Below are 12086 nucleotides of genomic sequence, written 5' to 3' on the forward strand. Positions count from 1 at the left end.
GGAGGTGCTATTTAATTGTCAGGCTGGGAAAAGTTAATTCAATAAAAAGATTTTTTAAATGCAAAAGCCTGTTTGTTTCAATTTCCTCCTCATCGAATTGCATGGGCTTTGAGTTCACCTCGTATATGAAGAGCGATCCTGATTCGTCTTCCCCTATATCCATGGAAAACTCTCCGAGAAATCCGATTTTTTTTGAAAGTATCTCACCGCTTTTTTGGGCGATTTTCGCTAATTCTCGATTCAGGCTTCTTGATTGCAGGTCTTGATAAGGAAAGATCTTACCCCCTTGGGGAGTGTGGGTAGTGATTTCCTGAGTTTGTGACATCCTTACCGCTTTGCCGGTCACTTTATAAAAACCTTTTTCATAATGGACCAGAATCCGGTAATCATAACGGTGTCCAAAAAGTTTTTTTGGAATGATCGCCTGTTGAGCAAGGTAGCTCCTTTTTAATAAATCCCTTTTTTTTGTTTCCCAGAATGACGCGAAATCCGGGAAGGACTCACTATGCTTTAAGCTATTGAACAATAGTGTATCATCATCATTTCTGATAATGGTATAAATGCCTTTACCTTGGCTTCCTTTGCAAGGTTTAAGGTATATATGCCTGTAGGTCTCCAGGAAAGCATCAAGGCAGCCGCTGTTTCGCAAGACCATGGTGGGCGGAAGGTGATTGGTGAGGGATCCTTCTTCCATCAATGCTTCGAACATCACATATTTATCTATGAAACAGGGGTTGAAAAGATTCATTCGAGATTCTTTAAAATATCCGATGAGCTGTTGGAATTCTCCTGACGCCTCATAGCTCCTAGAGGGGATTCGGTTATAGACGATGTCAGGGAAGGGCACTTTACATTCGATCCACTTGTTTGAAATGGAGGAAAAAACATACCCTCTCATCGATTCGGAATGAAGGGCCTTTTCTGTGAATACATACGCCAATATTCCATGTTTCAATAAATATAGTGATAGGTCCCGAAAAAGGGTCAGGTTTCCACCCAAACCTGATTCCTTTTTGGGATTGGAAACAGTCAGTATGCCGACGGCAAGCATCCGGTTACCTGGAAATATGGTGATAGGAATTAGGGGTTGATTCGTATGATCCTTATTATAGCTGATTACCTCTTCGGCAGAGCCGGCGAAAAGTTCCGCATTTTCTTGATTGTGGTACCAATTTTCAGTGGGGATATCGTAAAAAATGTTCATCGCGGCACACTGATTGATTTCGTAATCGTCTGTTCCGTAAGATAAATGGCGTAATCAAGGCTAAGCTTTCTGGTCAGCAATTCGAAATCCTTGAGTTTTGGATGGGAGAAGATGGAACGTCCCGGTTTGGAATTGGCTTCAAACATCCAAACCTGCCCTTTTTTATCCAATCCAAAATCAAATCCTATTTCTGCAACGATGCCGTCCAAGTTCTTTTCTATACTGTCACTTAAAATCAGCGCGGCTTCCGATAGCTTTCGTTCGACTTCTTTGGCCTCATCGTCATCTCCAAACAGTTCGGCAACCGTTTTGATCACACCCCCGCTTTTAATATGGGTCGTGACGCTGCCGGCACCGGCGATTTTTGCGGCGATCGCGGTTACCTGCCATTTTCCATTACTGTCCTTATTCGTATGGACCCGGAAATCCACTGGACGTTTTTCAGATCGAATTAATGGGATGCCCTGCTGCACGATAAGATTCTCAAGCGGCCGGTCGTGAAAAATATGTTTAACGATGGATTCCAGTGTGGAAAACTTTTGCAGTTTATTTTCTTTTGCTTCATTTGTATAGCGGCAATAGTAAACATTCTCATGCTTATCATAAAGAATTTGATGAATCCCTAGGCCGAGGCTGCCGTGAATGGGCTTTATATAAACTTGCCGGTAATGGGAAAGAAGGGTTTCCACCACGGACATGGATTGAAATGGATACGTTTCCGGCAAATATGGCAGTGCCCGCTCATCTGCGCATAACCTTTCATTTACCTCCCATTTATTGAAAAAACCAGGATTATACCATGGAATGGTATATTCTTTTTGAAATTTCTGCTTCACTTCTTTAGGTCCATCGCGGTTTTCCGTCAACCGATTTGGGAGCCGGTCATAGATGACATTAGGAAAAGGAAATTCATTAATGTGCCAGTCATCGTTATCAAACACATAACCTTTGATTGTCTCCTCATCCCAATTGATTACATTCTCCCCAAATACAAAGGGGATACAGCCTGTGGTCCTGCTAAGCGAAAGGAGCTTTGCGAAAAAATCCGATCTCTCGCCCAATGGTTTGTTTGAAATGCCGGTGAAGCCTGATGAAAAGATTCCGACCAGCGGTCCGATATGAATGCTCTTGCCGTATATGAATAAATGAAGGGGAATATCGGTATGATCGAATATTAGAGATTCCGCAAGACTTTCCGAAAGGACGATTGATTGATTGACGGCCGGGTTTTGTTTGACGGTGGCAGGACATGAATGTCGTCCGAAATAAATTAATTCAATCTCTGCCAAATCTCCAAGCTCTGAAGGGTAGTAGAGAACATTGCCGGGGATAGCGGCAATTTCGGCAGGATAAGTCTTTCTCACTTTCTATTCACCTGCTTTCTGAAGATGTTCGGCTAAATACTGGCTATATTGAAACGGTGCGCGATGAATATCTTTCATGGTCTCCGGCTGTAGTGCCTGAATGATTTTCCTTCCGGGCTTCGAGTTAATGTCCATTATCCATATTTGGCCTTTTTTATCGATGCCTATATCGATCCCCAACTCGAATAACCTTTCAAAGACAGCTTCGGCTTCTGCCGGCAGGGTGCGAAGGATATGCTGAATCTTTTGTTCGACGGCAATCGAAATCGTTTCCGGGTTTCTTTTGATGAAATTATCCAATGAAATGGCTTCCCCGCCTGTGGCAAGATTTGAGGTGATTCCGTCCTTTTGTCCCGTACGAATTCCGCGGCCACGTTCCATCCATTGATTCTTCTCGTTTTTTTGAAGTAAAATCCGTAAATCGAATGGCTCGTTATTTTGGTTGCAAAGCTCCAAATATGGCTGGCAGAGGTAACGGTATCGATTTAATAAATGCTGCAGCCATTTGTTAAGCTGAGATTTGGAGGGGAATTGGCGGTCATATTTGGTGCCCTTTTTCGTCATGGATACCAAGGTGCCGTCCTCGTTTTTTGAAAGCAGATAGATCCCTGTACCGCCTGCACCGAATTCAGGTTTGATGATGATTTTATCCAGGCGTTCCAAATGACCGGTAATATCTTCAGGTGTCGTCACTTGTACGGTCTCTGGAAAAAATGCCTGTAGGAGTGGATGGTTTTTTAGGATTTGATACACTTCCCACTTACCAGGAAGGCCAAGCCCCAAGAAATACGAGTTATCTTTTAACCAATCGATTTTGTGCCGCGTTTCCGTTGACTCCCGGACTAATCCGTGAAAACAGCGATCATAAACAAAATCAGGTATATCAAAAGATGCGGCGATCCAAGTTTCATTCTCGTCATCAAAACGCTCGCCGCGGACTTTTTTCAGATCCATATCAATATTTTCCGGTGAGAATTTACAAACTTTCATATTAAATGATTTTGCGGTTTTGGCTATTTCGGTGAAGTAGTTGTTTTCATGTGTATCCGACGCGGCCATTAATCCTATTAACACGTGCTAGCAACTCCTTTTATGGATGGTTTTCGCGGTTAAGGGCAAGCATGAAATCTATAATGGATTTTACTGATGGACGAAAGGTTTCATAGCTGCCTTGAAATTTTTTCGAAGGCTTTGAATTCACTTCGATGATCCAAGGATGGGTATCGGTATCCAGTGCTAAATCGATCCCTAGCTCCCCGAATGAATCTTCATGGTTTTCGACCAAGGACTGGGCAGTGTTTTTAGCCAGCCGAACGAGCTTTTGATATATGCGGCTGGCGTTCTGAAGGTCAAATGCTTCCTTTAGAAAATCCGGGCCATTTTTCATCAAGCCGCCTTGTGCAAGATTGGAAACGATAGTGCCAGGGTCCCCAATCCGGGCAACCATTGATGAAACTTTCCATTCAAGCAGTTCGTTCCGGTGAAGAAGTATACGGAAATCAACTTTTCTCTGATCGGTTTCGAATAGGGAAATCCCTTTTTGAAGAATGAAGGATTGTTTTCTGGAAAACCTTTTTAAGGTTTCGTACAACTTTTCATCCGTATCAGCAAAATGCACATCCTGGAGATTTCCGGATTGCTCGATTTTCCATTTTCCAGCTACTTGCGTTAATCTGCATATATTCCTGCCTTGGCTGCCTGATGCGGGTTTAAAGTAGATTACCGAATGCTTTTCTATAAACCTCAAGAAAGATTCCATTTCGTTAAAAAGTATCGTCTCCGGCAAATTTGGCAACAGCTCATTTTCTAAGATTAGCAGTTCATGTACATCATGTTTGGAGAGGAACCTTCCATTGAACATCGGTATCGACCGTTCCTCCAGTTCAGTTTTAAACAGCTTGAAAGAATGCGATTCCTCAAGTTTGCGCGAATGTATCCGGTTATAAAATACATCAGGAATGGGGAGGTGCAAGGTTTGCCAGCCATATTGCCCAGGCAGGTAGCCTTCCACAACTCCTTCTTGAAGAGACTGCAATTTTACTAAATAGAAGGGGATTCCCTGCTGATTACAATATGATTTCATTTCCTGATAAAATTTTTCCATCTCACCGAATGTCCCGTCTTGCAAGGGAGTCTGGTTCATGAGTGAAGCGAAGAAAGGGCCTATTTTAATTGACCTTCCTTCCGCATTGTATGAGACGGAGATTGGATCGGAAAAACTGGGTAAGGATAAAGTTTGGTTCATATCATATGAAAGTTTCAATGTAGGCTGGGATGACGGGAATGGCTGGACAAGTACCGGGACCGAACGGCATCCAGCCATGATCGTTACGGGTTCTCCAAATTGAAGGCCCCATTCCTCAAATAGTTTTTCTTCGATAAACAGTAGCGCCTTCTTTCGCGTCTCTGCGGGATTTACCGTAATGAAAACTTTCTGATGGTTAAGGTTCATAATAATTCCCCGTTTGCACTAAGTTTAATATCCTTTAATAATTAAATGATGGGCAAATGTGGATAACACATTCTATGTTCTTTTAATTAGAAGGTGTCATCAAGCCTCTATTTAAAGCAATAAATGGAGAAATTTCATGGAGTTTTGGTTAAGGATACTGTATGGTCGTCTTAGGTGCTGTAATAGGTGGCTTCACTAAATTATTAGCTATCACAATGCTGTTCAGACTTTATAAACCAATCTATATTTTCGGGAAACAGCTGCCTATGACACAGTGTTGATTCCGAAGCGGCAGAATGTGTTAGGCAACAGTTAGGCAAATTGGTGTTGATCATTTAATCACGCCAGAGAGCATTCAAAGTAAAGTCATCAGATGCCTCTATACAGAATATGAAAATTTTCGTGAAGGCAGAAGTAAAGAAAGCATTGTCCATGGAAAAAAGTACTGCTCAAATGCTTGATCAACTGGGAATGAAGAATTCTTCATTTACGTTAGAACAGAGATTACAAACATTCTTTCTTGGTAAATATGAAACATGGGCGGAAGAGAAACGATATAACGAAAAAACGGCTGAAATGCTTCCTGTCGCTTCGATCATGAATAAGCCGGTTCCATTTCCCGACTTGAGGAAATGATCGTTTCCATCACTAAGAAGGAATTGTCGATAATCATCTACCTTGGGGCTTTGCTTGGTGGAATAATCGGTTTATTTCAAGGTTTCGTAACTGTTTTAATAGGATGACGTGTAATTCGCAATCGGATTTGTTATAGTGGAAAAGGTGTAGGAATACAATGATTACCGGGAGGGGAAATAAATGAGTAACGTATATGATGCAGCGTATGAAATGGAAAAGGCAATTAGGGCAAGTAATGAATATGCCGATTTGCAACGCTTATATGATCTAGTCAATTCTGATGAAGCAACAAAAGGAATGTTTGAAAACTTCCGTAATTTGCAGATGACATTGCAGCAAAAGCAAATGATGGGACAGGAGATTGCACCGGAAGAGGTTGAGCAAGCACAAAAGACGGTACAGCTTGTCCAACAAAACCCAACCATTTCACAATTGATGGAAGCTGAACAACGGATGAGCATGGTCATAGCAGACCTCAATAAAATTATCATGAAGCCGCTTGAAGATTTATATGGCTTACCTGAACAACAGCAATAAGCAGTTAAAGACTCCCTTCCATAATGGTTGGGGGTTTTTTTGTTTCCTGTAAGCACCGTTGCAAGGGTCGTGAACCACTATTTGTTCTATTCCCGAAATTTTAGTCATAAATTTGGAAAGAGGATACTACAGATGGGGGAGATCAGCATGGTATATCGACTACTTGCGGTCAATATCGACGGGACATTACTCCAGTCGAATGGCCGTTTAAATAAATCGACTAAAGAAGCAATAGATTATGTTCACCAAAAAGGTGTCCATGTTGCACTTGTGACGTCAAGAAACTATCACTCAGCAAAAAAAGTGGCCAAAGCCCTAAAAATAAATCCGATGATCGTTGCTCAGCAAGGAGCCTTTGTCGGAGCTTCCATAGAAAAGCCGATAATGGTAAAAAGAATATCAGAAGAACTGACTGCAGAGCTCGTGCAAATGCTTGAAAAGACAACGTGCCAAATATTGCTCATTCATGAGAAATACTCGCTGGGCAATCGGGTGAACCTCCCGGAGAATTTGCTTGGTAAATCGGTAATGTATTTGAATGATCAAAATATTTATGCTCAAAATTATGTGGATGATATCAGTGAAGAGCTTATTGACCAGCCGATGGCCCCGACGAAGATGGACATTATATTTCCAGAAAAAAGTGCTCGAAATGATATGTTGAAATTGATAAAGGAAATGTTCCCTGAGGTTGATGCAATCTTGCATCCAGGACATAAGCTGACAATCGTTCCGAAGGGTGTTTCTAAATGGAGCGGTGTATTGTATTTAGCTGACCATTTAGAGGTGAAAAGAACGGAAATCGTCTCGATTGGAGATGGATTGGATGATATCGAGATGATTGCCGGTTCTGGTCTGGGAGTTGCCATGGGTAATGCGGATGAGGAAGTAAGGAAAGTGGCTAAATGGGTGACGCGCTCCAATGACCAAGATGGTGTTGCCTATATGCTGAGGGAATTCTTCCGGAAACAGCATCCAATCGATTTTTTACAAAAGATGAATATGCTTAAGTGAATGGCGGGGCTCCAGGGGCCCCATTCAGATAATTCCGCTTTTTAGGCCTGTCATATTTCATAAATAATTATAAGCTTCTTTCCATAAGCTAAAGGAAAATCAGTAATGGAAAGGAAGAATTCAATGGGTGTAATCAATGCAAAAGAAGTGCAAGTCGGTGACGAGGTGTTTGTGATTTATAATAATCCCCACGTTCCTACCGTTTCGAATATAAGGGCGGCGGAAATCGTTCAGCATCCCAAAGATCCAAATGCAGTTGCATTGTTCCTGAACGATACATTTCATACGATTGAGGACGATGATGCTTTGTTCACTTCGGAAGCCGCAGCGGAAAAAGCATACAGTGATTATATGGATAACCAAATGACTTAAAGAGACGTTCACTTCGCATGAACAGATGAAAGCCCTCGCTCATAGAGCGGGGGCTCTTTTTGATTATATTTACGAGTAAACGCTCGAAATTCACGAGTATTTGTTTCAAACTCACGAGTAAACACTCGGAATTCACGAGTAAACGCGCCAAACTCACAAGTAAAAGCTCCGAATTCAAGAGTGGATGCTCGAACTCACGATAAAAGCTCGAACTCAGATAAAAGCACCCATACTCCCATGTCAGAGGCAATTAGTGATTGAAACAGCATATTTGACTGTGAAAAATAAAAAACTGTCACTCCTATTTCAAGAAATACAGAGTGACAGTTATGGTCTAATCTCAGTTATTGGATTGGATTAAGAGTTTCATTGCGTGAATTTGTCCAATATGATTGGCTTCATGGAGCACTACAAAATTAATGAATTCCCCCACTGTTTCCATTCCGTTGAAAGGCTGTGGTGTTTTTTCAGTCAATCGTTCCTCTGAAATTTCAAGAATTCGATCGAGTTGTTCATGCAGTTGTTGCTTTAATACTTCAACGGTAGGTACGTCCCCAGTCCAGTCCGCTGGTTTTGAACCATATCCGAATAGTTGGCCGTAATTCGCTGGCAATTCACTATTGGAGTCCAATAAAAATTTTTCGGCTGTAGTAAGGACATGTCCAAGGTGCCAATGGATTGTATTATTAAAACCTTCAGGCTGTACATCCATAAACTCTGGTTTGATTCCATCGATTTCTTTTAAAAGATTGCCGCGCATGACTGTTAGCTGATTTTTTACATAATTCATTTTACATTCCCCTTTCAATCTTGTTTTTTTCTAAACGCTATCCCATGAAATTATAGCAAGGATAATTCAATATTATCAAATTTTAGCTAAGTCTTTTCAAAAGGGGAAGGCTTATCAATTTAAAAGGTTTTTTATTGTCGGCTAATAATGGAATTAAATGCAATATAAGCAAGTATGTGCTTTTGATGAAATGGAAGGAAGGCTGCATCAACTACTTTCTGAATGGTTGAATGCAGGTCCAAGGGATACAAGGGGTCAAGAACTCTTAAGCCAAAAGCTTAAGTTTTTTTGGTTAATAAATCGACAAACATTCCTATTACTCTTTTGCGTGGAGAAGTATAATGAAATATATTGGATAATTAATCCATTGGGTATGAGGAGATGACATTAATGAAAAGGAAACAGCTGCTTGTTGCACTTAGCCTATTATCAATAACGTTAGCTTCGGGCTGTACAACAAAGCAAGAACATATTTCCGTTCAAAAGTATGAAGGTAAACACTACAAATTCGAAGCATATAAAGAAAAGATAGAAATGGGGAAAACAGAAAAAACAAAAGAAATAGTAAGAAATGCAGATTGGGAAGAATTCGCGTTGGCTGAAGATCATCCTGAGGCGGACTTCATCTTTTATTTTAATGATGAGAAAAACGAAGGTAGACTAACCGTATATTATGTTTGGGTCAATCCTGATGGAAAGATTGTAGAATTGACGAAGGATGAACACAGTAAGTATGTACAGTTAAATAGAAACGATTCAAAAATCTTATTAAGACTGCTGCATAAATGAAAAGGCCTCCAGACAAGCGTTAACCTTAGAACTCTCATGTGCCTCAATATCAACAGAGTTATTTGAAAAAGTGTTATGGATGGAATCGAGGCATTAAAAAAAGAACTAAACCCTTAATCCTTCCTGTTTTATGACACCTTGTTGAAAAAAGGCGAAAGAACCCGGATTTTCATACAAGTCCGGGTTCTTTCATTTTGCTCAGGCTGAATCAGTCTTCTTATTCGTTGTCCTCAATAGTGGCATTGTGCAGCAACGGAAGGAGCCGCCGGACTTGATGATTTCGCTTATATCGACTTCGATGACTTCGTATCCGCGTTTACGAAGCTCACTATTTACCTGTTTATTACATGGAAGACTGAATAATTTTTTATTCCCAATCGAAAGCACATTGGTTCCTAATGTGAATTGTTCTTCTTTAGTCACTTCGATCATGTCATAACGAGAAGATAATAAATCCATTTCTTTTTTTGTAAAGGACTCTGGAAAAATAAGCGCCTCTGTCGGTGATATGATATTGAAAACACAATCTAAATGTAGGAATGTTTCAATGAAAGGAACCGCGATGACATCGTATTCCGGTAATAAGGTTTGAAGATGCTTGACGGAAGTTTCATCCGTTCTTTCACTGATTCCAATATAGATGGTCTTTCCGTCAATAAGGACGTCCCCGCCCTCAATATGATTTTTGAGTAGGTTGAAATATGAGATGCCATTCGTTTCGAGCCAGGATTTCAATATTTGTTCTTCACCCTGCCTGATACCTGTTGCCAACTCAGCCACATAAACGGTATTGCCAAGAGTGAAACCGATATCTCTCGTGAAAACTTGTTCTGGATATGTAAATTGAGGTGTAAGTTTTATGACTTCAATTCCTTCGTGTTCAAGTGCCTTTGTAAATTGGGTGTGCTGCTTCAAGGCTAGTGCTTGATCGATATTTTCCTCTTGGAACTCTTTTTGTGTTTCGTTAATGATCTCTCGGATTTCCATATAACGAGGTTCACAGACGATCACCCGTGATAGCTTTGAATATTCACTCGCGCAATAAGCTTCTAGTTCTTCGTTTATTTTGTTTACCATAAATGAGCTCCCTCTAAATATAATTGTATCTTTACTATTTCCTCTTTTTTCTAGAAAGAAACATAAAAATATATGTCAGGGAACTGCACCGATAAATTTGGAGGGTTTAAAAATAACTTTTCAGATTACGCTCCTAAGAAATGATTTCGTTATATACCGGTTTGATCCTTTCAAATCGAAGAAAGCGAGATTGCCTGCAGTTTTTTATTTAAAAAACATTCCAGTCGTTTCAGAAATCAGTTCCCTTTCCGAAATCGTCAAACTGATTTAAAAATTTTATCTAGATAAACCGAAATTCAAAATAATCGTAAAAGGCACCTAGGGATAAAGGATTATTTTTTTTCTGGTCGAATATATAATGAGGATGCTTTTAATATAAGGGGGAGATTGTAATGATGGATACTCCATTGATCATGACTCAAATCATTGAGAGAGCTGAAAAATATTTTCCGAAGAAAGAGGTAGTTTCGCGTACGGATGGTGGAATTCACACATTTACATATGCAGAGATTGCTGAGCGTACAAGAAGGCTGGCCAGTAATCTTGAAAAATTCGGCATTCAGACCGGTGACCGTATTGGAACGCTTGCCTGGAACCATCATCGGCATTTAGAAGCATATTTTGCGATTCCTTGTCATGGTGCTGTCCTTCATACAATCAATATGCGTCTGTCTCCTCAACATGTTTCTTATATCGTCAATAGTGCGGAGGATCGATTATTACTGGTAGACCCAGATGTCATTCCCCTCTTGGAAGCAATTAAAGATGAGTTAACGACAGTGGAAGGGTACATCATTATGACGGATAAAGAGGAGCTGCCTAAAACGACCCTTTCACCCATTTATCATTATGAAAAATTATTAGCCGAGGGGAATCCGAAACAGCCATTCATTCAAACCTTGGATGAAAATGCGCCTGCCGGCATATGTTATACTTCCGCCACGACTGGAAATCCGAAAGGTGTGGTTTATTCACATCGCGGAATTTTGCTGCATGCGATTGCACTGGGGCTTGCCGATTCCACAGCATTAAGCGAACGTGATGTAGCCCTTCCTGTCGTGCCGATGTTTCATGTAAATGCTTGGGGCATGCCTTTTGCCAGTGTTTGGTTTGGAACGAAGATGGTTTTGCCGGGACCCTATTTCACCCCAAAGATTTTGGCTGAGCTTATAGAAAAGGAGAAGGTTACAATCGCAGCAGGGGTTCCGACGATATGGCTGGGCTTATTGAAGGAGCTGGAAGAAGGCACCCATGATACGAGCAGCATTCGCACTGTTCTATGCGGAGGGTCGGCTGCTCCAAAAAGCATGATTAAAACCTTTGAACAAAAGTATGGGATACCATTCCTGCATGCCTATGGAATGACTGAAACGAGCCCGCTTGTTTTTGTTTCGAAACCAAAAAGCTATCAGGAGGACCTCCCTGAAGAAGAACTTTATGAGTTGAAGGCCAAGCAGGGCCTTGTTTCGCCAATGATAGAAATTAAAGTGGTCGGTCAGGACGGCGAAGTGAAACCAGATGGAAAAGAAATGGGCGAATTGCTGATCAGGGGTCCTTGGATAGCGAATGAGTATTTTAAGGATGAGCGGTCAGAGGATACGTTTAAAGATGGCTGGCTGTATACGGGGGATGTTGTCACGATTGATGAAGAAGGATTCGTCAAAATCGTTGACCGGACGAAAGATTTGATAAAAAGCGGCGGTGAGTGGATTTCTTCCGTAGATATAGAGAATGCATTAATGGCCCATGAAGGAACCTTTGAGGCGGCGGTAATTGCAGTGCCTCACGAAAAATGGCAGGAACGGCCGATCGCTTGTGTTGTCTTGAAGGGCGCATATAAGGGGCTAGTGT

The 12086-nt window shown here is 41.1% G+C and carries 14 protein-coding genes; 8 read left to right on the top strand and 6 right to left on the bottom strand.

Features of this window, described 5'->3' with window-relative positions:
• Window positions 1-7 precede the first annotated feature (7 nt).
• From ACQKMF_RS22325 to ACQKMF_RS22340, 4 genes are read right to left on the bottom strand one after another with little or no spacing between them, the layout of a single operon-like run.
• The gene (locus tag ACQKMF_RS22325) at window positions 8-1204 is read right to left on the bottom strand and encodes a YheC/YheD family protein (RefSeq protein ID WP_402941195.1); all 1197 of its coding nucleotides are present in this window, start codon (window positions 1202-1204) and stop codon (window positions 8-10) included.
• Window positions 1201-2568, bottom strand: coding sequence for a YheC/YheD family protein (locus tag ACQKMF_RS22330; protein WP_427575015.1), 1368 nt, complete (start codon window positions 2566-2568; stop codon window positions 1201-1203). The genes ACQKMF_RS22325 and ACQKMF_RS22330 overlap by 4 nt, the downstream gene beginning before the upstream one ends.
• 3 nt (window positions 2569-2571) lie before the next feature.
• A complete protein-coding gene (locus tag ACQKMF_RS22335) occupies window positions 2572-3642 on the bottom strand; it encodes a YheC/YheD family protein (protein WP_427575017.1) in 1071 nt (356 codons plus the stop codon).
• Window positions 3643-3658: 16 nt separating this feature from the next.
• Entirely contained in the window at window positions 3659-4672 is a 1014-nt protein-coding gene (locus tag ACQKMF_RS22340; protein WP_427575019.1) for a YheC/YheD family protein, read from the bottom strand.
• Window positions 4673-4709: 37 nt separating this feature from the next.
• Between ACQKMF_RS22340 and ACQKMF_RS22345 the strand changes: the two genes are divergently transcribed.
• The 6 genes from ACQKMF_RS22345 to ACQKMF_RS22370 all read left to right on the top strand — a co-directional run bounded on the left by ACQKMF_RS22345 (window position 4710) and on the right by ACQKMF_RS22370 (window position 7579).
• Window positions 4710-4916 carry a hypothetical protein gene (locus tag ACQKMF_RS22345; RefSeq protein ID WP_157831091.1) on the top strand — a complete coding sequence of 69 codons (207 nt, stop codon included), beginning with the start codon at window positions 4710-4712 and terminating at the stop codon, window positions 4914-4916.
• A 536-nt stretch (window positions 4917-5452) separates the two neighbouring features.
• Window positions 5453-5656 (top strand): hypothetical protein, encoded by a 204-nt coding sequence (locus tag ACQKMF_RS22350; protein ID WP_427575021.1) that lies wholly within the window; start codon window positions 5453-5455, stop codon window positions 5654-5656.
• The gene (locus ACQKMF_RS22355) at window positions 5653-5763 is read left to right on the top strand and encodes a hypothetical protein (RefSeq protein ID WP_101224201.1); all 111 of its coding nucleotides are present in this window, start codon (window positions 5653-5655) and stop codon (window positions 5761-5763) included. The genes ACQKMF_RS22350 and ACQKMF_RS22355 overlap by 4 nt, the downstream gene beginning before the upstream one ends.
• Window positions 5764-5836: 73 nt before the next feature.
• Window positions 5837-6193, top strand: coding sequence for a YlbF family regulator (locus ACQKMF_RS22360; protein WP_101224200.1), 357 nt, complete (start codon window positions 5837-5839; stop codon window positions 6191-6193).
• A 147-nt stretch (window positions 6194-6340) separates the two neighbouring features.
• Complete coding sequence (locus ACQKMF_RS22365) at window positions 6341-7207, top strand: Cof-type HAD-IIB family hydrolase (protein WP_101224440.1); 867 nt, start codon at window positions 6341-6343, stop codon at window positions 7205-7207.
• Window positions 7208-7312: 105 nt separating this feature from the next.
• Complete coding sequence (locus tag ACQKMF_RS22370) at window positions 7313-7579, top strand: transcriptional regulator SplA domain-containing protein (RefSeq protein ID WP_241663197.1); 267 nt, start codon at window positions 7313-7315, stop codon at window positions 7577-7579.
• A gap of 340 nt (window positions 7580-7919) precedes the next feature.
• Here the strand turns inward: ACQKMF_RS22370 and ACQKMF_RS22375 are convergent, their stop codons facing one another.
• Window positions 7920-8369: a DinB family protein gene (locus tag ACQKMF_RS22375; RefSeq protein ID WP_427575024.1), complete on the bottom strand. Its 450-nt coding sequence runs from the start codon at window positions 8367-8369 to the stop codon at window positions 7920-7922.
• Window positions 8370-8759: 390 nt separating this feature from the next.
• Between ACQKMF_RS22375 and ACQKMF_RS22380 the strand changes: the two genes are divergently transcribed.
• Window positions 8760-9158: a hypothetical protein gene (locus tag ACQKMF_RS22380; protein ID WP_402941216.1), complete on the top strand. Its 399-nt coding sequence runs from the start codon at window positions 8760-8762 to the stop codon at window positions 9156-9158.
• 198 nt (window positions 9159-9356) lie between these two features.
• Here the strand turns inward: ACQKMF_RS22380 and ACQKMF_RS22385 are convergent, their stop codons facing one another.
• The gene (locus ACQKMF_RS22385) at window positions 9357-10235 is read right to left on the bottom strand and encodes a dimethylarginine dimethylaminohydrolase family protein (protein WP_202190619.1); all 879 of its coding nucleotides are present in this window, start codon (window positions 10233-10235) and stop codon (window positions 9357-9359) included.
• A gap of 392 nt (window positions 10236-10627) precedes the next feature.
• Here ACQKMF_RS22385 and ACQKMF_RS22390 point away from each other — a divergent pair.
• The coding region (locus ACQKMF_RS22390; RefSeq protein ID WP_427575027.1) for a long-chain fatty acid--CoA ligase at window positions 10628-12086 on the top strand (1459 nt) is incomplete at its 3' end.

It is taken from the genome of Peribacillus sp. NPDC101480 (assembly GCF_050277335.1).
Lineage (GTDB): Bacteria > Bacillota > Bacilli > Bacillales > DSM-1321 > Peribacillus.